Below are 23250 nucleotides of genomic sequence, written 5' to 3' on the forward strand. Positions count from 1 at the left end.
TATTTGCTTTCTCCGAAGATTTATTCGCTTTCTTCAGAGGGTTATTCGCTCTCTTCGGGTTTAACTTTCAACAATGCAAGAAAAAAGACCACGAAAAAGGGTTGTTTTTCGTGACCAGCATGTTATTCGAAACCATTTGGATTGTTGGATTGCCATCGCCAGGAGTCTTTGCACATTCTTTCGATATCGAATTGTGCTTTCCAGTGGAGTAGTTGTTCTGCCTTTGTTGTATCTGCATAGCAAACGGCGCTATCTCCGGGACGTCGATCGACGATTTGATAGGGAATTTTCTTTCCAGTGGCTTTTTCAAAAGCATGTACAAGTTCCAATACACTATGACCAGTACCTGTTCCTAGATTGAAGGCAGCGATTCCTTTGTGATCTGACAGATACTCTAGTGCTTTTAAATGCCCTTTTGCGAGGTCGACCACGTGGATGTAGTCGCGTACCCCAGTACCGTCCGGTGTATCGTAATCATCGCCGAAAATAGAAAGTACTTGTCGTTTTCCAACGGCAACTTGCGTAATATAAGGCATTAAATTATTGGGAATACCTGATGGATTTTCTCCGATTTTACCACTTTCATGTGCACCGATTGGATTGAAATAGCGTAATAATGCGATACGCCATTCAGGATCAGCATGAGCGATATCTTGTAACACTTGTTCAATCATTAATTTCGTTTGACCGTATGGATTAATAGCGCTTAATGGATACGTTTCATCAATTGGAACTTTATCTGGTATGCCATAGACAGTTGCTGATGAGCTGAAAACGATTTTTTTCACCTGATGCTGCTGCATACTTTGCAGTAACTTGATGGATCCTAACACATTATTTTCATAATAAGCAAGTGGATTTTCAACAGATTCTCCTACCGCTTTTAATCCAGCAAAATGAATGACACCATCGATTTCATAGTCAGTAAAAAGCTGATCAAGTGTTGACTTGTCTCGAATGTCTCCTTTGATGAAAGGAAACGTCTTGCCGGTAATCTCGTGTACTTTTTGAAGAGATATTTGACAACTATTGCTTAAATTGTCGAGTGCAATAATTTGAAAGCCAGCTTCTAACAATTCAATGCATGCATGCGATCCGATATATCCTGCTGCCCCTGTTACTAAAATTTGTTTACCATTCAAAATAAATTCCCTCACTTTTCCGATAAGCTCAAGCCGTATGTTGGCGATATAACCTTTATGGATGAACCCCCTAATGCTTACTATGCAAAATCTAAGTGCATAAGAATTGATGATGAATTATTTCTTGAATACTTCTTGAACAATTTTCTCTGTAGCGTGTCCAGTTTCCCAACAGCATATTTTCTCATAAAATTCATCATATCTTTCTTTATAATCTTCTTCGATTTGATCGATATGTTGGATAGCATCAATGACTTCATCAGTCGTTTTTAAGATTGGTCCTGGCATTTGATTTTCATAATCTAGGTAGAAACCACGCAATTGATCTCGGTATTTTTCCAAGTCATATGCATAATAAAGAATCGGTCTTCGCAAATTTGAATAGTCGAAAAACACGGAAGAATAATCAGTTATGAGGATATCTGAAATCAAATATAAATCTGCAATATCATCATATTTTGACATATTAAAGACGAATCCTTCATAACCATCAATATTCAAGTTGTTCGCAATAAAATAATGCATACGAAGAATGATGACATAGTCATCCCCCAGTTTTTCACGTAGCTTTTGGAGATCTAATTTTAAATCAAACTTGTATTTACCAGCTTCGTAAAATTCATCATCTCGCCATGTCGGAGCATATAATACCACTTTCTTATTTAATGGCATGTTCAATGATTTTTTTATTTTACTGATATAATCTTCGTTGTTATTTTGATACAGTGTATCGTTTCGTGGATAACCGTATTCCAGCATTTTCTTATCAAATTTAAAGGCAGACTTGAAAATCTCAGATGAATACGGATTCGCTGCAATGAGATAATCCCATAGACGCGATTGTTGATAAAAATTCTTTTTGTATTTTGGATTTGCTGAATAGACTTCATCCATGTCAAAGACAAGTCGTTTTAACGGTGTACCATGCCATGTTTCGAGAAAGACATTACCTTCTCTTTTTTTCAAATGGAGTGGTTGTCGCATATTACTGATCCAATATTTTGCTGTGGCTAAATGATAATAATAGGCAAGACTTAAGCGCTTAACTTGTTTCGCATTGCCAGGAAGCTTTCTACCTGTTTCATTGAAAACCCATACAAATTCGTAATCAGGATAATGTTCTACCATATATTCATAAATGGCCTTTGGACTATCTGCGTACTGTTTACCCAAAAAACTAGCAAAGACAATTTTTTTATCATTAAGTGGCATTTTTATAAAGACGTCACGATAAATCTGACGATACAGCTTATTCAGGCTTGTTAAGGATTTTCTCGTATCTCTGCCGAAATGGTGAAAACCTAAAATGCGTGTATATTTTTTATATTGCCCTTTTTGTAAGGCACGTAATTCACCACGAATCACTACATTTTGTTTTTTCACTTGTTTTTCTGACAACAACTTCATGACATTCGAAAGTTTATCAAAAGCCTCTTTCTTCTTATCTTCTTTCATTAATAAGATGAAATTGGAACGATATAATCGGATCAACTGTTTATCTAAATATTTGCAGATCTCTTCATTATTAGCATACTTATTTTTTAATCGGTCATAAATATTGGCAAAATCGTGAAGCAAGAGATCATAGCCGCGTTGAGATAATGATGGATTCGTAATCGGATCATTGCGTAGCCGATAAAAATAATATGAATTCTTTCCCACTACAATTTTGTATTGCTGATAAATAGGCATTAAAAAAGAAAGCTCTGAATAGCTATCCACTTCCTCATCGAATTTTAAACGCAATGATTGAATCAAATGAAGTGGAAAGAGCACACTTAATACTGTCATTCGCTTATAAAATCCGAAATCCGGTAGTAATCTTGTATGAAGCAAGTCTTCTTCTTTTTCCTGTTCTTTCAGTGATTCTTCAATCTCATCCATTTTATTGATTTTTACAATGTGACTAGTATAGATGATTTCGGATTCATCACCTTGCAGTAGAAGTAAATATTCGATGGCTTTTTTATGAAGTAAATCATCGCTATCAACAAAATATACATAATCACCTTTTGCCTGTTCAATAGCTAGGTTACGACAATAGCCAACACCCATTCTTTCACTGTTTGTGATACACTCTATTCTATTATCTTCAGCCACAAACTGATCGATAATTTTAGCTGATTGATCAGTGGAAGCATCATTAACCACAATAATTTGTAAATTTTTATAGGTTTGATCTACTATGGATCGCAAACATTCTTTTAGGAATTCTTCAGTGTTGTAAACGGGTACAATTACACTTACACTTTTATTCATTTATCTGGGACACCCCTTTTTACTTGATGCATTTAATTCCATAAGTTATATTTCCCTCTTCAACCAAAGACCAAACGCCTATTCTAATAAAATTTTGATTTTAGAAGATAGGGAAAAATATTAAATATCGAAAAAAAGTCATGGATCGGCTAAAGTGCCAGCTTATTTGTCTCATTTAATTATCTCATTCATAAATTAGATTTTGATGAGAAAATATGATAATTTTGTAGGCAAAAAATTATTGTGCTAAAGGAATTAAATTACTTCCAAAAATTTTCTGTTTAATAAAGTGGAACTTCCCACAGTAAGGATTTTCCCCATTCTTTATAGTTGAACCAAACTGTGATCCCACAGTTATCTCCCCCTACTTGTGACCCACGTCTTGAAGTATACTTATACTACCCGTTAATGCAGGACAAAATATGCCATCATTCGACATGCATTTAATTTCTTTTAGAAAATGAATGGCAAAATATGATATAATCTGTAGCTATAGATGAAAATTTCTAGATTGGGTGAATGAATGAGAAAAGAATGGTTAATAGGACTATTTTTATTACTTAATAGATGCGTTTTTTCGATGTTCAATTTATTTCCTTTGAAGAAAAAAATCGTTTTTCTTTGTGATTTTGGTGATAATGCAAGCTTTGTCATAGAGGAACTTGTCAATAGAGGCTTTAAAGAAATTGTTGTATTGCGGACCGGCAAATGTAAGAAAAGTTTTATAACATCTGGTGCACGTACTGTGTTGTCGTTTAAAATAACCCATTTGCTTGACTATATAAAGGGTCTTTATCATCTGGCAACAGCTGAGACCATTTTAGTGGATAACTATTTTGCTATACTCAGCGTCACGAATTTCCGTCCAGGTGTTGAATGTATACAGCTATGGCATGCAGCAGGTGCAGTGAAAAAGTTTGGGCTGAAAGATCCAAATGTCATTTTCCGTTCCCCTGCTGCTATTCGCCGTTTTAAACGTGTTTACAGTCGGATGAATAAAGTAGTCGTCGGCTCGGATGAAATGGTAACCATTTTCAAAGCGGCTTTTGAAATGCAAGACCATCAATTTTTGCGATTGGGAATCCCGCGTACAGATTTCTTTTATAATCCCTCTGCAATGGAAACGGCAAAACGTGAAATGCTTGCAAAATACCCGATGCTTAATGGCAAAAAAGTTATTTTATATGCCCCTACTTTCCGTGATCAACAGCTTGATGAACAAAGCATCCCTCTAGATTTTGAGGATATTATCGAACAACTTGGTGAAAACTATATAATGATGATTAAACTGCATCCAGTTGTCGCACGAAATATAGGGAACTTTAGCCATCCATTAATCGTCTCAGTAGAAAATGATGTGGATGTCAATAAACTATTATGTGTAACGGATTATATCATTAGTGATTATTCTTCGATACCATTTGAATTTTCACTATTAGGGAAACCACAAATTTTTTATCCGTATGATTTAGACAAATACGAAATGGAACGAGGCTTTTGGACCGCCTATGACCAGTTGGTCCCTGGACCTGTAGTATCAACAGATGATGAACTTGTATTCGTATTGCAAAAAAATGAATTTGACATGGATCGAATCCAAGCATTTTCTACAACATGGAATGCATTTTCTGATGGTCATGCAAGTAGCAAGTTAGTCGATTATTTATTGAACAGGCAAAAATAAAGTGAAACTTTAATCAGTAGGGGTTTTCCTCATCCCCCACTGAAGTAGAGGAACTCAGGTTAAAAGCGCCACGTCCTGTGGCAACACCTGAGTGACCAACATCTTGCCCGCCCAAACCAACCGGGCGCATGTAGCAGTTGATTTCCCACCTAACTTCTTTACTTTCGCTGAATTTTGAGGTGGGAGTCTTACTGCCCGTTAATGCGGGATAAAGAAGCCATTTCAAGAGTTCTTTTATTTTCGAATAAAGTGTAATATAATACGCATTAGTATATCTATGGAGGCACATTATGAAAAAAGTAATTACGTATGGTACGTTCGATTTGCTGCATGTTGGTCATGTCAATATTCTTCGACGTGCCAAAGCACTTGGCGACTACTTAGTCGTAGCTATTTCATCTGATGAATTCAATGCATTAAAAGGCAAAAAGGCTTATTATAGTTATGAAGATCGTAAAACGATTCTCGAAGCCATTAAATATGTAGATGAAGTAATTCCTGAAAACACTTGGGAACAAAAAATCCAAGATGTAAAGGAACACAACATTGATACTTTTGTAATGGGACATGACTGGGAAGGAAAATTCGATTTTCTAAAAGATTATTGTGAAGTCATCTATCTACCACGTACTGAAGGTATTTCAACAACAAAGATTAAGAAAGATTTAATGGCAAAATAGATTTTTCTTTTCAAAATATTTTCCACTCATGAAGCTCTTTATGTTGAATCCATAGTGTTCAACGAAGAGCTTTTTTATTTATAGCTTTGTTGAGAATAAAGGAAAAATATTGTGGGGTTTCTGTATTCCTTAATGTTTGTTAGGAGGAACAATTGTTTTTTACAGATAGTTGATCATCTCTTATCCTCTGCTTACTATTTAAACCTTGTTATGGGTGCTTGCTGATTTTGTTCACAAGAATCAGCATTAAATCTCTATATCATTCTTATATCCTCGTTCAGCAACTGTCTATGAAACAATTCAACTACCAGCTAAAAGCCCCAATTCAGTAGCAGCATAAGCTACGAATTGGGGCTTTTAAAGTTGGTCAAAATTTTATAATGTTTGGATAAACGCTTCCAAACGATCCATACCTTCTCTTAGTTCTTCATCTGAATATGCATAAGTAATACGGAGATACCCTTCGCCATAAGGTGTGAAGACAGAGCCTGGAATAACCCCAACGCCACCCTCTTGTCTTTTCATCAAACGAAGTGCAAATTCTTCGGATGTGAGACCAAATTTTTTGATGGATGGGAAGATATAAAAGGCACCATTCGGTTTTTTTACTTCAATGCCCATTTTAGTAAGACGGTCAAAAACATAATCTCGACGTCTAATATAGCTTTTGTTCATCTCTTGTGGTGTATCCTTACAGCCGGTTAATGCTGCAATTGCCGCATATTGGCTAGGAAGTGCCGCACAGATGGCATTGAATGAATGAATTTTTGTCACTTCACTTATCAATCTTGCATTTGCCATTAAAAAACCGATACGCCAGCCAGTCATAGAATGTGATTTAGATAGCCCATGAATGAGGAATAAACGATCTTTTAGTTCTGGATAATATCCAAATGATCGATGTTCCCCAACAAATGTATTTTCGCTATAAATCTCATCTGAAATAATATAAAGCTCTTGATCTTTTAAAACATCTGCTAGAGCATCCATTTGCTCATGAGAAATCGTTGCACCAGTCGGATTGGACGGGAAGTTAAATAAAACCGCTTTCGTTTTTGGTGTAATTAATGTTGCTAAGCGTTCAGCAGATGGCTGAAAGTTCGTATCCGTTGTATCTAAGTAAACAGATTTTGCCCCACAATATGTAATAATGGGTTCATATCCTGAATAAATGGGTGCTGGTAAAATAATTTCATCTCCGGGTTCCAAGATGGTACGAAAAACAGAGTCAATGGCTTGAGTTGCTCCATTTGTTACAACAATCTCATTTTCCGGTTTGTAATGACAATTATATTTTTCTTCGAAGAAGGCGGCCGCGGCTTTACGTAGTTCAAATATACCTGAATTTGCAGAATATGTTGTTAAGTTATTTTCAATTGCTTGAATTCCTGCTTGTTTTGCTAATTCGGGTGCTGGAAAATCTGGTTGACCAATTGTTAAGTTAATCGCATCTGGATAATTAACCAATTGATTTGAAAATTTTCGAATTCCAGGTAAACCTAGTTCGGCCATGCGTGGGTTCATAGATAAAGACATATGAAAAATCCTTCTTTCGTTTGTTTAAATTTAGTCATTGTATATATTATACTCACAAATCAGAAAAATGAAATATTTTATTACTTATTTTTTTACTTTTTTCAGCATAAGTTACTGAAATATGACCTCGGCAGAAAAAATAGACATTAAAATAGAGGAGATTTTATCTTTCTTTAAACTTTTTATTTTGAATCAAGTAGTTTTTAAATATTTATTCGAAATAAGAGAGGGGTACACACCCTTTCCTTCTCAAAAAATTGTGCATGCGTAAATAACAAAATTTCTTTTTGTCCAAAGAGAGTTTATGCTATAGTGAACTTGTCCATTGCGAAGAACTTATGTTTTTTCTCATTCATAGGGTAATGATGCAATTTGGTGAGAAGTCACTTTCAGGAACTTATTCACACATGTGATCGTCGCAACTTTATGGGATTCTCATGAGGTTGCTTTTTTAATGGATTGAGCGTAATAATCTACCCAATAATCACAAAGTGAAATGAAACTTCACACAGTGGGGTTTTTTCACCTCCACCGAGTATTAGGTGAACCAATCGAGATTTTATTGGTAGTTGTTCAAATCCTCTTACTTTTACTGATTATTTGATTTTCAGAATGGGGGATCCCTGTTTATGCGTAATAAAGTGTTCAAACTTTTGAATCAACCTATATATGAAGAGATTGAGGTGATTCGTAATCTTTCTTCCTATGGTAGATTCACTCGAAATAACAATTGTAAGCGAAGTTTTCACAAAAAGTTTTCGACAAATTTTTCTTAATTCTTAAACTGTGGATAAGTTTATGCACAATTTCCACACTCTTTTAAATGTATTTAGATGTTTATACACACAGGTTAATCACAGGTTATCCACTGCTCTTTGTGGATAAATGGTAGGTTGTCTACCATCCAACAATTTGGTAAATTAAGTGTACAAACTTAGCAACTATTAATATATTCTTCCACTTCATATATTATACGTTCATTTTTGGAGGTGAAAATACAATTGGATACATTATCAGATGAATTACTGATTGAAGCATACAATGATGCAAAAGCGTATCATTTAAATGCTGATTTCATTCATTTGTTAAAAAGCGAAATTCTTCGCCGCATTATCACAAAAATGCTAGCAGAATCAAAAACAATTGACATAACATATATCAAATCCTGTATTGATTCTAACGAAGTCAATGAATATTTGAATCTTGCTTAAAAGATTGTTCGCTTATAAAATGATATATGTTAATAGGGTGATTATGAAAACAATTTTTTCAAATTCTGTTATCTTTTTCTGTAAAATATTGCTTTATTTTGTCTATTTAAGGATGTTACGTCTTTAAAAGTTTATATAGATAGTATTATTTTTCTGCATAGCCTTCCTTTATCGGCAAATAAAGGAAAGCTTTTTTATACTCAGCATAATGCACAATTGGTTGTTGCACTTGTACTTGGCACATTAAAAATGGAACCATCGTATTTTCATGAACAATACCATGAGCACGCTGTAAAATCCATGGTGTATGTTCATTATATTGTTGGATTAACATTCCCATCGCTTTTGTCCATAAATAATGTCGTTCTGTCAGCCAAAAATCTAATGGTGTTTTCATAATAGGCTCAGATGTGGGCTTTACAGATGCGATCAATATCTCTGGAGCTTGACCATCTTGTTCCCTTCTATTTTGAAATGTTAAAATGTTATGATTTCTCTTTTCATATATATTCGCATATTGAAAGGGTAAAATACCTCCTATCCCTGCAAACTTAGCAACTAGCACCTGATTGACATCTAAATTAAAAAAATAAACACCTGATTTTTCCTTAAATTTCACATAGGTTCGCACATTTAATTCTAAAAAAGAGCTGATACGCGGTATCGCCGGCATAAATCTCACTCTCATTTCCTTCATCTGAAAATAGACAATACTTAACCAAGCCGCTCCATCAAACGTATCAATCTCCAATTCTTTTGGTACATATTGACGTATATCCTCCGGTCCAATCGGCCAGTGGAGAAAACATACATCATGCCACTCTTGTGTCATCACCCATGGTAACCTACTCATAGTCTAGCCCCTTTCTTTTTTAGGAAAGTTGTACAATTAGTATTTACTAAAGGGGGTAGATTCAAACAATTAATGTCATTTCTTGGATAGAGTGAAAAAACAGTGGTGATAATGATGCAGTGCTAGAAAGGTACTGAAACAGTTAATAACACGCTTCTTTCTTTTATAGACTGCTAATTTTTTCAATATATACTACTTAGAACGCTCCAACCTATTTTTTCAATAATAGAACATATTCTTTATCAGCAATCTAAAAAAAAACTCCCCCGATTTCATCATCCAAGGAAGTTTTTCGTATGAATTGATCAAGTGAGATTCACCCAGTGAAAATTTACTTCATCCTCATTGAGTGTTATTAGATCGACCAGGCCCTTACTGGCAGTTAATTCCCATTGATCCTTCACTGATTGCTTAAGTCTTGTAGTAGAGACACTGCCTGTTCATATGGGATAAAGTGAAACTTTAATCAGTGGGGGTTTTCTCTTCATCCCCACTGATGGAGAAGAACTCAGGTTAAAGGCGCCATGCCCTGTGGCAACACCTGAGTGACCAACATCTGTTGGCCCGAACCAATCGGGCTTTTATGGTCAGTTGATCCCCCCTATCTTTTTCTTTTCTCTCTAAATCTTGAGGTGGTGGTCTTACTGCCCGTCAACGCGGGATAAAAACGACATGTATTTTTATAAAGCATGTCTGCCACTTCTCCCACTGATCGTTGCTTGATTTCTGCTATTTTTTCAATGGTCGCTTTGATCATTTTGGGGTGGGTCATCTGTCCGTTAAAAGGGCCTTCAAATGGCCATGGACCGTCCGTTTCAACCATTATTTGTTCCAATGGATAACGCTGAACGAGTTGTTGAATCTCTTCTTCATATAGAAGATCTGGTGTGACAGAGATGTAGTATCCATTGGCAATCATTCTATCTACAGTTTGTGGATTTCCCTTAAACCAATGAAAATGTGCAGCGGTCAATTGGTGTTTCTCTAATAGTTCAATCGCTTGATCTGCATCTTCATAAACAGCGTGTAGAACAATGGGTTTATCTAATTCTGCTGCAAGGACGACAAATTTTTCGAGCAATTCAAGATAAGGCTCATAGCAAACTGTTTTTTCCTTGTTTGAATAATAAGGCAAACCTACCTCTCCAATTGCAACCATATGCTCATTATTTTCTCGAATCCAATCGAATAGCTTCGTCTGAGCCGCTTGATCTGGTAATAGCTGTTCCGGATGGAAACCGAAAGCTGGTAAAATACGATCATCCTGCTGTGAAAGAGCTAAGTTGGCGATACATGACTGTAGATCAGTCGAAACAGTAATAAGATGTGTTATTTTGTTTGGCAACATGTCATTTAAAATAAGCTGTTGCTGCTCTTTCGTGTATTGGTCAAAATGAATATGCGCATCAATGATCATACCTTGCTCCTCTCCTTTTTATCTTTTACAATCCTTCACCTAGTTCATCTTTTAATTGTTTAAAAATCTTTTGTTTTAAATGGAAAAATGGCTCTGTGTTAAGGAGACTTTCATCCCTAGGTCTTGCAAACGGTACAATAACTTCCTCCTTCACCATTGTAGGACGCTTCGTTAAAATATAGATGCGATCTGCTAAAAATAGTGCTTCCTCAATGCTATGCGTTACAAATAAAATGGATTTTCGATTTGTTTCCCATACAGAAAGCAGCCATTTTTGCATACTGATCCGTGTGAATTCATCTAAAGCTGAAAATGGCTCATCTAAACACAACAGATTTTGTTTGCTCAGCATGGCCCGTATAAAGGCAACACGCTGCTTCATACCGCCTGACAGCTCAATAGGATAAGCATTTTCAAATTCCTGAAGCCCTACTTTTTCTAGCCATTCTTTCGCTTCTTGTCTATTGGGTTTACCCGTAAGTTCTTGCACAAGTACAATATTTTCAAGGACTGTTCGCCACGGAAATAGTGATGGCTGCTGTGGCATATAGCCGATTAATCCTCGTTTACCGTGGATCACTTTATGATTTAATGTAATCGCTCCATCATCTGGCTCCATGATCCCTCCGATTAGGTTAAAAATAGTGCTTTTACCACTTCCAGATGGTCCAAGAAGGGCAACGAATTCCCCCTCTTCTACATGGAGCGAAATATCTCGTAAAACTTCTGTTTCAGCAAAGCTTTTTTTGACATGTTCGATGTTTAATAACATTTCCCTACCTCTCTATCTTCCCTTTGATGAATAGCTTTTCAAATGCTTGAATGAGACCAAACAACAGTACACTTAAAAGCATAATGGTAAAGATTGCTACAAATACATGATCGGTACGAAAGGATGCTTGAGATAAGGTCATATAAACCCCGATTCCTTGTTTTGCACCTAACCACTCTGAAATAACCGCTCCCATGACACTATAGGTTGCTGAGATTTTAAGACCTGAAAACAGTGAAGGAAGAGCATAAGGCAATTCCAATTTCCAAAACATTTGTGTTTTCGAAGCGCCTGCCATCTGCATATAATATTTGAGTTCGGGCGCTGTGTTTTTAAAGCCATCTAGTGCTGCAACAACGATCGGGAAAAAGCAAACTAACGCTATAACAATCAGTTTTGGCAAAAGACCGAATCCAAACCAAATGATCAGCAAAGGTGCTAAAACAATGATTGGGATATTTTGCGATAAAATAAGCAAAGGGTAAGTCATTTTTTGTACGATCGGCAAAATATGTAGAATGACTGCAATGATAAAACCAGCAGCACTACCGATAACAAGTCCTAGAATGGCAAGCTTTGTCGTTGCCAAAATATCTGTTGAAAAACTAGGAATCACTTTAAATCCTTCTGAAAATATTTGAGAGGGTGCTGGTAATAGCCACGCTGGTGTACCTGTGATTTTCACAATGATTTCCCAAAGACCTAAAAGAAAAAGGAGGACAATAATCGCTCCCCCATTGCTCCGTAACCATTTCATGAGCGGTATTTCTCCGTTAAGGTATCCATTGTAATCCCTGTTGGTTGGTACAAAATTTTTACTTGCGTAATCACATTGACACATCCGAGTTCAATCATTTTGTCATTCATTTTCTTAATGATCGCCATTAATGCTGATATGTCGCCTTCCATCGTTGTTTCAAGGGGATGCACTTCATATTTGACACCAGATTCGTCGATCACCTTAATCGCCGCATCCACAAAAGGAATTACATCCTCGTAATTTTCTGTTTTCGGTAAAATTTGCACACTAATTAAAGAATTGGCCATGATGATTTCCTCCTTTGTTCCTCATTGACTCATTACTAGCAGTAATCTCCTCTTATGTAGAAGGGGATGAAGCAGAACCCCCCACTACTGTTATTAGAGAACACTGAAAAACTATAGAACTGCCATTTTCATTGACAAAGATCTGCTTTTTCTTTCATTTTATAAGCTAAAAAGTTTATTTTTATCATATTTTCAGAGCTAAATTGACTTTCAGTGTCCTACTATTATTGTGGTAAAAAGTCGTTTGTGAATGCTTTTTTAGGATCAAATTTTCCTTCTAGTAGACCATGGTCATCCATCCAATTTGCATAGTTTTCCCAAACTTCAAGCTTTTGTTCGCCCCATTGTTTAGCGTCATCTTGATATTTGTCAGCAAGCCATTGTTGACTTTTCCTTACCAATTTAGGGTCTAAATCTGGTGCTGCTTTGATGAGAATATCTGCCGCTTTATCTGGTTGATCAATCGCATATTGATAGCCTTGAGATGCAGCTTTGACGAATGCTTTTACTGTTTCTGGATCGTTTTGAATCATTTTTTCGTTTGTTGCTAGAACAGGCGTGTAGTAATCTAATTTTTTACTGTAATCTGTTAAATAAATCATATTTAGTTTTTCACCACGGAGTTCTGCTTCAACACCTGTCCAACCATAGTAAATCCATGCAAAATCTACATCTTTTTTGACCATTGTAAAGAAGTCTGCATCTCCTGCATTGATAATATCTACCTTTTTAACATCTGCATTTTCTGTCTTCATCAATGAATCGATAACGGCTTTTTCAACGGGTGAACCCCATCCACCATAAGTTTTTCCTTCAAAATCTTTTGGCATTTTAATGTTTTTGGCTACTGGTGACGCAAAACCAGAAGTATTATGTTGAATAACTGCTGCAATCGATACGAGAGGAACCCCTTGTACACGAGCTTGTGTGATTCCCTCTTGATAGCTTACCCCAAAATCAGCTTTTCCAGATGCTACAAGTTGATCTGCCCCTGTATCACCTGGTTGGATAATCTCTACATCTAAGCCTTGTTCTTTAAAATATCCTTGGTCCTTCGCTACATATAGTCCCGTATGGTTTGTATTTGGTGTCCAGTCCAAAACAACTGTTACCTTTTTCAATTTTTTCTTTGAGGTTTCCTTTGCATCTTTTGAGTTGTTGGACTGACAACCCGCCAATGCTAATATGCATACTAATAGAAACATATAAAATTTTTTCAACCTTCTTGCCTCCATTTTGTTTTTTGACTAGTTCAAAGTAAAGAAAAACGCCCGGAACCATTCCGGACGTTAACATACATTTAAAAAATCGTTTACTATAATATGCCATGATTTTTAATTGATGTTCCCTCCGCTGATATTAAACAGATCAGGTTCTAAGGGTCAGTATCTATCGGATACATTCTCAGCTGGCATCACCAGCCCCCCTACATTCTTCATACATATGAACTTTTCAGTTTCATTATATCAAAATGAATGAAAATAGGAAGGAACATCTTTTAAGATGTTTTATGCAATATTCGTTCTTTTAGTTCTAACATTTGTTTTTTGGATGGATATAGTATTTCAGAAGTTAATGCTTTGTCAATTGAAACAAGCGCTTGATCCGCTTCATCCGCCTTCAGTTGTGCGTCTGCCAAGTAATACCAATAGCATGAGAAATCATATTTCTGTAATAGTCGCTTATAGTAAGCAACCATTTTTTTGAAATAGTATGGATATACCTCTTGAGCAATCTCAAGATCTGTACCGTTATAGCGGTAAACCTCCACCATGTTAGCCTCTCCAGTATCATGAATCCATATAGCCAACTCGAATTGGCCATCTTTACCGAATTTTCCGGGCATGTCTTCTACAAAAAGCTTACTATAATATACGTAATTTGTTAGTAAACTGATAAAACCATAGACTTTCCATTGCAGCAAAACAAGTTGTGACCATATACCTTCTATTTGCCACCCCACTACTAATGAGTTAACACCTTGAGTAGTCAGTGGGACAGCCATTAAATCAGTAATTGCGTAACCTTTACCTTTTATTTCAATCATCGGGCACCACAAATTATAAGATTTTTTTAGTAATAGTAGATAATTTTCACCTTTAAACTCATATGCAACAATTAGCTCCTTTAATCTGTCGCCATCTATATCTGCCAATAATATTGCAGGTCTGTTATTGGCGTTTTGTATTTTCAAAATAGTGGCTGTTGGTGGCAATATACTCTCCAATAATTGTTCAAATTCATCCATTATCTACCCACCTTTTTACCGTATTGTATGCGTGGTATGGAGGTGAGAAATAGTTAGATGTGATAGTCATTCATAAAATTCCATGGATTTTTTGAAAGTTAATTGCGTAAGGAATACAGTAAAAATTTTTATTTTTTCCTTAACCTCTACAGAATAGCAAGCTCCCATTCCTATAGAAAAAACACCTTCGCGTTGTAAAGGTTCATACCCGTTTTTCAACGAAAGGTGTTTTTGCTTGTCATATTTTTAAATCAGTGCAAGTTCATTTGCCTCTGGTGGATAGTTAATGAACGATTATTTTTCTTTTTTTCCTTCTACAACCACATCGTCTGCACTTATATTTTCACCGAATGCTGGTTTTAATGTTTCATTTACCTTGAAATATTGAATCATACTGCAAATAATTCCGACTGCTATGGCTAACAAGATTCCAATTGCTGCAAGCTTCACTGTTAACCATAGTGCGGCTTTATATTGCGGTAATACCTCTACAAAATATTGCCAATCTATCGTCAATTTTCCCACCAGCTAACAATTAATTATTTACGAAAATGTCTTGTCCAGGTTGAAGTGTTTGTACACCTTCGATTTCAACCGTTTCAGGATATTTTAAGCCCAATCCTGTATTTAAACATACAACGTGTTCATCTTCTTGAATCCAATCTTGTTCGCGCAAAATTCTTACTGCTGCAAATGTTGCCGCACCTTCCGGACAGATAAAATTTCCTTCTAATGATGCTACTTGTTTTTGCGCCTGCAGTAATTCCTCTTCTGAAATCGCAAGAGCACAACCTTGCGTTGCATAAATTCCTTCAAGTACTAAGAAATCTCCCAACGCTTTTGGTACGTTAATTCCAAACGCACATGTCGTGGAATTTTCAAAGAAATTAGATTCCTTTTCACCTTTTTTCCAAGCCTCTACGATTGGGGTACAGCCTTCAGCTTGTACAGCAACTAGTCGAGGCAGTTTTCCTTTTTCAATCCACCCTAATTCCTGTAATTCAAGCAGCGCTTTATAAATTCCAATGATGCCGACACCACCACCTGTTGGGTACAAAATAACATCTGGAACCTTCCATCCAAATTGCTCGACAATCTCGTAGCCCATTGTCTTTTTCCCTTCAATCCGGTATGGTTCTTTTAATGTAGAAGAATCATAAACTCCATGGCTTTGAACTAATTTGCCGACAACCTTTCCCGCATCGCTGATTAGACCATTGATCAGATATAAGTCACCTCCAGCAACATAAACCTCTTTACGAGTAATTTGTGGAGCATCTACAGGCATCACAATCGTTGCTTTAATTTTCGCTTTTGCAGCATATAATGCCCACGCTGCACCTGCATTGCCATTTGTCGGCATAGCTAATTGCTTTACCCCTAGCTCTTTTGCTTTTGAAACGCCGACACTTGCTCCTCGAGTTTTAAATGATCCAGTTGGAATAACCCCTTCATCTTTTATATATAAATTATTTAATCCATACTCTGCTCCTAGTGATGGCAGTTTTTCAAGTGGTGTCATACCTTCACCGAGCGTTATCACATTCTCTTTATTATGTATAGGTAGTAACTCATGATAGCGCCATAAGCTATTGGAACGTTTTGATATATCCTCACGCGATACGGTGGCTTTTACTTTTTCTAAATGATAACGAACCAATAAAGGCGAACCACATTTACATAATTGCTGTATTTCATTTTCCTCATATCTTTCTCCGCACTTTGGACACTCCAGATGTGAAATATAACTGTAGTCTTTCATTTTTCTTCCCCCTAAAAGATAAAAGACTACAATAATCCTCCTGCTTTTTAAGCATGAGAAAAATTGTAGTCTTTGTTTTTTCCAATCAACTATTTTCCTATCAAATTAGTAATACTTTAACATTACTTTTCCTATAAACCAACTATGTTTTTGAATGTAAAAAAATTAATAGAGAAGCCAGTGCGACATTACTTGAAGCGGAAGTCTTCTTGTCGGAAAATAAAAAGCCTCTGACTAAGCAATCAGAGGCTTTTTCATTATTTTGAAATGTTGATATAAAGTTTGCCTGCAGCTTTTTGAAGTGTTTCGTTTTTAAAGCTATCTACTGCTTTTACTTCGATAACCGCTCCATCCGCTACGGTTCCTTCTGGTACAGTCCAGTATCCTACATAATGTCCTGGTGATTCTTCGGATAGTGGCAATTCTGTTGCATTTTGTGTGGTACCGTTCACGTTCGTTAACGGCATATGAATATAGAATGTTGATTTTAAATCTGGCTCGCTATCAAATGTGATTTTAACCGTTTTACCAGTTGTCAGCGTAATGTCATCCGCAGGCGTTAAATTTTCAATAACGGGTGCTGAATAATCCGCAGCGATCGAAACTTTTTTCGTTATTTTATTGCCAGCTTTATCTTTTGCCACAACTTTAATGTCGTTGACTCCCTCATCTAAAAGAATACGAAGAGTGTATTTACCGTCCGTTACTTTAGCATCTTTTCCATTTACTCGTACCCAATCAAGGTTTTCGTCGTTAATGGAGCCTTCAACGGTAGCCGTCTCTCGATTTGTCTTAGAACCATCTTTTGGACTATCGATGGTTAGGGATGGTTTTTTTGTATCTAGGATCACTTTGACAGATTCGGATTCACCTGTTACTTTACCGTCTAGCTTAGAAACTGCTGAGAATGTATTAGCACCTTCTTGTAATGTAGCTGGAATCGAGAATTTGCCATCATCGCCTACAACCGCTTGTCCTATTTCTTGATCGTTTTGTTTGAGCGTGATCTCAGTTGTTGGCGAAGCCGTACCTTCAACCTGAATGGCTGCTTCATTTGTCACTTTGTTTGCGGTTGGAGATGTAATGACTGGATTATTCACTTCATAGCTTACGCGTGCACGAATCATATAGTTTCCTTCATCAGCTGGTGATTTTGACCAACTTCCTGAAACGCTTTGATAACTTCTTCCAGCATTTTGACCATCTTCATCGGTTGCAAGTCCTGGTGTGTTTGGATGTGCGTTTGTTTGACGATATACCATAAAGAAATCATCTTTGACAATGATATTATGCTCACTTAGATCAACAGCTGTCCATTCTCCATTTCGTAGAGCAGTCGCGTCAAAAGGACCGGCAATTTTTTTACCAGGAGTACCATCCGTTCCACCTGCATCCCATACTTCAACTTCAAATGCCGTATCACCAGGTGTTGGCCATGTTGTATCCCAGAATCGGAATACGCCATCTGTTACGATAGCTTGTTCTTTTCCTTCTGGCAATGATATTTTCACAGCCCATGCATTGCCGCCAGCATTAAATGCGTGTGCATTTTCTGCAGTACCATCATCGTAACCAATTTCTCCACCTGGATAAGTGTAGAATGGTTTTAGACTGACATTCTTTGTTGTCGCTTCTGTACCGATCGTGACAGGTATTTCTTGGCTATGATAGCCGCGAGCAACTATTTTTAATGTGTAATCTCCATGATAGGCATTTAAAGAGTAATTGCCTTCAGCATCTGTAGTTACAGGCGTGATATTCGCATCTTCTTCAAGTAGAATGGTCGCACCTTCTACGCCTTCTCCTGTAGACTCATCTGTTATTTTGCCACTCACTGTGTTTTGAGCGATTTCTTCTAGTGTGAAGTTGGCTGTTGTCGTTTCATCTGCCCTGATTGTGACGGATTGCTGTTTCGATTTGAATCCATAAGCTTCCGCTTTCGCAGTAAAAGTACCTGCACTGTTTTTCAATGAATAAGATCCAGTAGCCGGATCGGAATAAACAGAACGATTCGATTCAAGAATATTTATTTGTGCCCCTAATGGTAGAAGTGTTGGGTTTACGACCTTTTCTTCTTTAGGTGCAGATTCTTTTTTAGGTAATACTGGTGTAATTTTTTTCGGATCGACAGCTTCTTTTTTCGCTTCTTTATCTGTTCCTTTTCCATTAATAATACTTATTGCTTTGTCCTTCCCTTTTGTCGCTTTACCAGTTTGGGAAACATCTGCTAATGCTACATCATCAATATACCAACCATCTTTGACGATGCTAGAATCTGAAAATGCATTAAAGCCGATGTAAATACGTTGACCAGCATATGCAGATAGATCCACCTCTGCATTTTCCCAACTAGTTGACGTACCGGAGACTGTCAGCAACTGTGTCCAATCTTCTTTATTTGTCGATACAAAGACATTGCCATAATCATATGCTCTACCAGAAGATGATTTTTCAAAATTATACCATTGCTTGAATTGCAAATAAGCATTGCCTTCTGGCAAATCGATAGGAGGCATTACTAATGTTGCATTCATATTGTTTGCATAATTTCCTTCTAAATTGGTTGCATATACTTTTTCACCAGATGCTGCATTCCCTGGACCAGAAGTTGGTTTTCCCCATTCCCAGCTATCTTCGTTGCCAAATGATGTCCAACCGATTGGTTGGGACTCCAAATCTTCAAAATAGCCAACTGTAATGCCTGGTTTTACCTTTACAGTGTATTCATCACTTACCACTTCATTGTTTCCAAAGTCATTAATGACCCATTTGTACTTGAAATCACCGACTGCGATTTGTTCACCAGGAACGGTAACACTAAACTCACCTGATTTATAATCGCCTGATTTACGACTTGCATCGATACTTTGCCATTCCCCATCAGTATCCTTATATTTCAAGACGACAGATGAGATGCTGATATTGTCAGTGACAGAAGCTGTCAGTTCAAAATCCATACCTGCATAAGTTTCTTTTGGCGCTGTATGTGTTAATACTGGCGCTTCGTTATCTTCACCTTGTTTTGTCACTTGACCTTGCAAAGTACCAAGACCTGAAGCAATCGAAGATACAGCTTGATACGCATCTACTAAACCATAGCCATAGCCATGATTAGGCGTCTGCGGATACTGGGAGTCTGTTAAAGGTGTTGCTGTATCGATGAGGATTTGCTCCATTTCATCAACAGTTAAGCTTGCATTCACCTGACGAAGAAGAGCTGCTACACCAGAAACGGCAGGTCCCGCCATTGATGTACCATTCCATCCCCCTTCATATGCACTGCCCGGTACAGATGAACGAATATTAACACCAGGAGCAGAAACATCAGGTTTGATTTCATCATATGGTGATGGGCCTCGCAAAGAAAAACTTGCTACTGTATTGTTAATATCAATTGCACCAGTGGCAAAGCTTTCAGGATAATTTGCTGGTGCTGCAACAGATCCAGGACCACCTGGATTGGTTAAAGTCGTGTTGCCCGCAGAGAATTCAGGGAAAATTTCAGCTGCGCGCCAGTTTCGTACAACATCACGATACCATTCATCAAGCCCTGGACCTCCTCCCCATGAATTATTGACAACGTCTGGTGCCAGATCAACGCGTGCGTTACCACTTGAATCTGTAGGCGCCAATATCCATTGTGCAGCTTCTAAAAGATCTGTATCCGTTCCGCCATCTTCCGTAAATGCTTTGACAGAAATAAATTTCGCACCTGGGGCAACACCGATTTGGTTAGAGCCATTTGGTTCACTCCCTACCATTGTTCCAGTTACATGTGTTCCATGTCCAATATCATCATATGGTGTAGCTCGTCCAGCTGAGGTTGCATCAAACCAGTTAAAATCATTCGAAACTTGTCCGGTTGAAGCATTGTAGCCGCGATATTTTTGTTTAAGTGCGGGGTGATCCCATTGAACACCTGTATCAATAGTTGCCACGACAGTTCCAGTTCCATCTATCCCCAGCTCCCATGCTTCTGGGGCCTTCACTCGCTCGACATTCCATTCGATGCTTGAAGTTTTAGCCTTTTCCTCTGAGGCACTTTTAGATTTCTTATCCGTCGCTGTTTTTGTTGCTACTGATTTCGTTTTTGAAACCTCTTCTGTACTTGTTTTCGTTGTATAGAGCTGGCGTGTTTCATTTGGCAATACTTTTTCGACTTCATCGAAAGTGGCAACTTTTTCAGCCACTTCTTTTGTAGCTGTAACAGCTATTCCATTTACGATGAAATAAGATTCAATGTCTTTTGCATTGCCTTTATCTACTTCCTTTTCAAGGTATTGCTTTACGGATTCCTGTGATTCAAGTGATGTTGCCTTCAAATCTGATACCACTGCAGAGCGCTGCACAAATTTTGTTTGTTGTGCTGACAATTTGTTCTTCTCTGCATTTTTTCTAGCTTCTGTAGCTATTTTTCCGACAGATGCTTTTTCTTTGAATTTGATCAAGAAAGTTAATTTTTCATCATCTTTAAAATCTTCAAGGAGTCTACTACTTACTTTGTTTTTTACAACAATCGCATTTTGACTGGAGTCACTGAAAGACTGGTAAAGATCATTCGTTTTTGCTCCTGCAATATTTGGTGAAATTAGTGAAAGTGCTATAAGCGCAGATGTCGCAATACTAAATGCTTTGACAAAACCTTCTTTCTTTCTCATTTACATTCCTCCCTTTTTCTTTTTTAGATACTACCATTTCCAGCACAGCGGAAATTTAAGTAAAAAATAATCGAAAGAAAAAACCTTTCCTCCTTTCCTAAAGTGACATTTAGGTAACAGAACCAAAGGTGCTTTAAAAAATCTCTAGTTGTTATAGTTACTATAAATTAACAGAAATGAAAATTTTGCTATAATGTGTCGATTTTTTTAACTATTCTAAAAATTAATACTTATATCCTAATTTCAAAAGGGACTTTAGTAGTTAAATGAACAAAATAGAGGTCTTTGAAAAATCCATTAGTATGCACAAAACTCTTGATATCACTGGAATTATGGGGACTATGAATAATTATCATAAAAAACTATGACTCTACTATTGATCAAAAAATGCGTATTTTATCCCATTAAATGGAAAGATAAAGGACTCACCTATTAGATTCATAGTTTATAAATAAGGCTAATAGAACTAGTTAAATAGATAAAGTGAAGCTTCCATCAGTGGTGGTTTTCTTCATCCCTCACTGAAATAGAAGAACTCAGGTTAAAAGCGCCACGTCCTGTGGCAACACCTGAGGGACCAACATCTTGTTGGCCCAAACCAATCGGACTTTTATGGGCAGTTAATCCCCCATCTATCTTTCCCGTTTCTCTCTAAATCTTGAGATAGGGGTCTTACCGCCCGTTAAAGCGGGATAAAGAATGCATGATATATTTATTTGTTATCAGGCGTGTTGATTATCCAGTTTAATCCATGAAAATAGGGAGATTCGTTGATTTCCGCTCCGGCTTGCTCGCTTTCCTGCGGGCGAATGCTGGGGGCAACAGGATGTTGGTCACGGAGTCGTTGCCACAGGACGTGGCGCCCTTAGACTCCGTTCCTTAATCGCTACGCTGCGGGGTCTCATCTATTCGCTTTTCCCGCGGGAGTCGAGCAAGCCTCCGCTCCAATCGTTATAAATGACGCTAAAATACAGAGTTTTGCAAAATTACGCCAAACGAACATACCTAATTTTTATAAAATCAACACGCGTGATTTGTTATTATCTAAAATATGGTATTTGTTAGAATCAACGTAAGCTGGAATGTTTATTTTTAGAAAAAAATTGAGTAAATATAATTTTTACCAGCATAGGTAAATATGGGTGCATATTTTTATAAAAACAGGATTAAATATTCATTTTTATATTTTAGAAAGTATTGGTATGTATCTTTTTAATGTACTCCAATTCTTATTTGTGTCGAAATTGAGTCGAACGTTAGGATTTTGGAGATATATTTATAGGCGTGTTAATTAGGAAAAAGTCAGTATTCTACGATAGGCAATTGTTTATTGAAGATAAGGTGAAATTTCAGGGGTGTTATTTTAAGATATTGTTTGATTTTAAATGAGAAGATGATGATGGGCAAAAACAAAGCACCTAATCATACAATTGATGAAAAGGTGCTTTCTATGAGTGCTGCATGTTCAATTTCTTAAGTCCTCCATAGGTTTTAAATCTTCGGTGAGTTTGTAAAATAAGTCTTTATCTCCTTGCTCTAAAGCTTGATCAATCAGACGTAAACGATTAGAATCTTCTAGTTCTACAATTAGTAAATCTGTCTCTGATGGTGCTTCTAAAAGTTGTTCGCCAGATTTCAATTCAAGTTCGTCTAAAATAAGTTCTAAATGATCATGAATATTTGAAACTAAGAGTAATTGATATAATGGCAATCGGATAAAACGAGTTCCTTTTTGGAATACGAAAACTTCAGACAGGTTTTCAATTTGTAATGACGTTAAATTAATCACTATTTCTTTTCCTTCTACAGGGATGAAATGAAATAGTTCTTCATCCTTTACAATGGTGAAGTATTGATAGGCAAAAACCATTTTAAGTCGTGCTCCATCTCGTTTCGTGTAGAATGGCTCCATTCTTTTCACTTCTAACATACAAGCTCCCTCCTTTGAAGGAATATTCTGATTATTAATATAATATCATGA

17 protein-coding genes and 1 riboswitch are annotated in these 23250 nt (G+C 36.9%); of the genes, 3 read left to right on the forward strand and 14 right to left on the reverse strand.

The features are described from left to right. Window positions 1–122 precede the first annotated feature (122 nt). Window positions 123–1142, reverse strand: a complete 1020-nt coding sequence (gene galE / locus FEU33_RS14105; protein ID WP_243881370.1) for a UDP-glucose 4-epimerase GalE — start codon at window positions 1140–1142, stop codon at window positions 123–125. A gap of 117 nt (window positions 1143–1259) precedes the next feature. Next, a complete protein-coding gene (locus tag FEU33_RS14110; RefSeq protein ID WP_146550124.1) occupies window positions 1260–3401 on the reverse strand; it encodes a bifunctional glycosyltransferase/CDP-glycerol:glycerophosphate glycerophosphotransferase in 2142 nt (713 codons plus the stop codon). 580 nt (window positions 3402–3981) lie between these two features. Between FEU33_RS14110 and FEU33_RS14115 the strand changes: the two genes are divergently transcribed. Both FEU33_RS14115 and tagD read left to right on the forward strand, forming a co-directional pair. Further along, window positions 3982–5085, forward strand: coding sequence for a CDP-glycerol glycerophosphotransferase family protein (locus FEU33_RS14115; protein WP_244951057.1), 1104 nt, complete (start codon window positions 3982–3984; stop codon window positions 5083–5085). Between the two features lie 290 nt (window positions 5086–5375). Further along, window positions 5376–5765 carry a glycerol-3-phosphate cytidylyltransferase gene (gene tagD / locus FEU33_RS14125; protein WP_146550126.1) on the forward strand — a complete coding sequence of 130 codons (390 nt, stop codon included), beginning with the start codon at window positions 5376–5378 and terminating at the stop codon, window positions 5763–5765. Between the two features lie 375 nt (window positions 5766–6140). Here the strand turns inward: tagD and FEU33_RS14130 are convergent, their stop codons facing one another. Then, on the reverse strand, window positions 6141–7301 hold the full coding sequence (locus FEU33_RS14130; RefSeq protein WP_146550127.1) for an aminotransferase class I/II-fold pyridoxal phosphate-dependent enzyme: 1161 nt from the start codon (window positions 7299–7301) through the stop codon (window positions 6141–6143). A gap of 1001 nt (window positions 7302–8302) precedes the next feature. Between FEU33_RS14130 and sda the strand changes: the two genes are divergently transcribed. After that, on the forward strand, window positions 8303–8512 hold the full coding sequence (gene sda, locus FEU33_RS19375; RefSeq protein WP_146550128.1) for a sporulation histidine kinase inhibitor Sda: 210 nt from the start codon (window positions 8303–8305) through the stop codon (window positions 8510–8512). Window positions 8513–8657: 145 nt separating this feature from the next. Here sda and FEU33_RS14140 read toward each other — a convergent pair whose 3' ends face one another. From FEU33_RS14140 to FEU33_RS14195, 11 genes are all read right to left on the reverse strand, one after another. Continuing rightward, a complete protein-coding gene (locus FEU33_RS14140) occupies window positions 8658–9365 on the reverse strand; it encodes a YqjF family protein (protein ID WP_146550129.1) in 708 nt (235 codons plus the stop codon). Window positions 9366–9966: 601 nt separating this feature from the next. Continuing rightward, window positions 9967–10782, reverse strand: coding sequence for a TatD family hydrolase (locus FEU33_RS14150; RefSeq protein ID WP_146550130.1), 816 nt, complete (start codon window positions 10780–10782; stop codon window positions 9967–9969). A 25-nt stretch (window positions 10783–10807) separates the two neighbouring features. Beyond that, entirely contained in the window at window positions 10808–11554 is a 747-nt protein-coding gene (locus tag FEU33_RS14155) for an ABC transporter ATP-binding protein (protein WP_146550131.1), read from the reverse strand. A 4-nt stretch (window positions 11555–11558) separates the two neighbouring features. Then, window positions 11559–12311: an ABC transporter permease gene (locus FEU33_RS14160; protein ID WP_146550132.1), complete on the reverse strand. Its 753-nt coding sequence runs from the start codon at window positions 12309–12311 to the stop codon at window positions 11559–11561. Continuing rightward, window positions 12308–12601 carry a thiamine-binding protein gene (locus FEU33_RS14165; RefSeq protein ID WP_146550133.1) on the reverse strand — a complete coding sequence of 98 codons (294 nt, stop codon included), beginning with the start codon at window positions 12599–12601 and terminating at the stop codon, window positions 12308–12310. Before FEU33_RS14165 ends, FEU33_RS14160 begins: the two co-directional genes overlap by 4 nt. A 224-nt stretch (window positions 12602–12825) precedes the next feature. Further along, window positions 12826–13821 carry an ABC transporter substrate-binding protein gene (locus FEU33_RS14170; protein ID WP_244951058.1) on the reverse strand — a complete coding sequence of 332 codons (996 nt, stop codon included), beginning with the start codon at window positions 13819–13821 and terminating at the stop codon, window positions 12826–12828. Between the two features lie 108 nt (window positions 13822–13929). Beyond that, window positions 13930–14039, reverse strand: a riboswitch (TPP riboswitch). Between the two features lie 60 nt (window positions 14040–14099). Next, window positions 14100–14849 (reverse strand): hypothetical protein, encoded by a 750-nt coding sequence (locus FEU33_RS14175; RefSeq protein ID WP_146550134.1) that lies wholly within the window; start codon window positions 14847–14849, stop codon window positions 14100–14102. Window positions 14850–15143: 294 nt separating this feature from the next. After that, a complete protein-coding gene (locus FEU33_RS14180; protein ID WP_146550135.1) occupies window positions 15144–15365 on the reverse strand; it encodes a hypothetical protein in 222 nt (73 codons plus the stop codon). A gap of 19 nt (window positions 15366–15384) precedes the next feature. Further along, the gene (locus FEU33_RS14185) at window positions 15385–16611 is read right to left on the reverse strand and encodes a threonine synthase (protein WP_146550136.1); all 1227 of its coding nucleotides are present in this window, start codon (window positions 16609–16611) and stop codon (window positions 15385–15387) included. 257 nt (window positions 16612–16868) lie between these two features. Continuing rightward, a complete protein-coding gene (locus FEU33_RS14190) occupies window positions 16869–21269 on the reverse strand; it encodes a S8 family peptidase (RefSeq protein ID WP_146550137.1) in 4401 nt (1466 codons plus the stop codon). Window positions 21270–22734: 1465 nt separating this feature from the next. Then, complete coding sequence (locus FEU33_RS14195) at window positions 22735–23199, reverse strand: IDEAL domain-containing protein (protein ID WP_146550138.1); 465 nt, start codon at window positions 23197–23199, stop codon at window positions 22735–22737. Window positions 23200–23250: the final 51 nt, after the last annotated feature.

The organism is Rummeliibacillus suwonensis, from assembly GCF_007896435.1.
Classification (GTDB): Bacteria; Bacillota; Bacilli; order Bacillales_A; family Planococcaceae; genus Rummeliibacillus; species Rummeliibacillus suwonensis.

Bases quoted from the DNA above. Each gene is read 5' to 3' on its own strand.
- FEU33_RS14140 (WP_146550129.1), bottom strand. From the start codon at position 9,365: ATGAGTAGGTTACCATGGGTGATGACACAAGAGTGGCATGATGTATGT.
- FEU33_RS14165 (WP_146550133.1), bottom strand. From the start codon at position 12,601: ATGGCCAATTCTTTAATTAGTGTGCAAATTTTACCGAAAACAGAAAAT.
- FEU33_RS14155 (WP_146550131.1), bottom strand. From the start codon at position 11,554: ATGTTATTAAACATCGAACATGTCAAAAAAAGCTTTGCTGAAACAGAA.
- FEU33_RS14190 (WP_146550137.1), bottom strand. From the start codon at position 21,269: ATGAGAAAGAAAGAAGGTTTTGTCAAAGCATTTAGTATTGCGACATCT.
- FEU33_RS14175 (WP_146550134.1), bottom strand. From the start codon at position 14,849: ATGGATGAATTTGAACAATTATTGGAGAGTATATTGCCACCAACAGCC.
- FEU33_RS14160 (WP_146550132.1), bottom strand. From the start codon at position 12,311: ATGAAATGGTTACGGAGCAATGGGGGAGCGATTATTGTCCTCCTTTTT.
- FEU33_RS14130 (WP_146550127.1), bottom strand. From the start codon at position 7,301: ATGTCTTTATCTATGAACCCACGCATGGCCGAACTAGGTTTACCTGGA.
- FEU33_RS14110 (WP_146550124.1), bottom strand. From the start codon at position 3,401: ATGAATAAAAGTGTAAGTGTAATTGTACCCGTTTACAACACTGAAGAA.
- tagD (WP_146550126.1), top strand. From the start codon at position 5,376: ATGAAAAAAGTAATTACGTATGGTACGTTCGATTTGCTGCATGTTGGT.
- FEU33_RS14185 (WP_146550136.1), bottom strand. From the start codon at position 16,611: ATGAAAGACTACAGTTATATTTCACATCTGGAGTGTCCAAAGTGCGGA.
- FEU33_RS14195 (WP_146550138.1), bottom strand. From the start codon at position 23,199: ATGTTAGAAGTGAAAAGAATGGAGCCATTCTACACGAAACGAGATGGA.
- FEU33_RS14150 (WP_146550130.1), bottom strand. From the start codon at position 10,782: ATGATCATTGATGCGCATATTCATTTTGACCAATACACGAAAGAGCAG.
- FEU33_RS14115 (WP_244951057.1), top strand. From the start codon at position 3,982: ATGTTCAATTTATTTCCTTTGAAGAAAAAAATCGTTTTTCTTTGTGAT.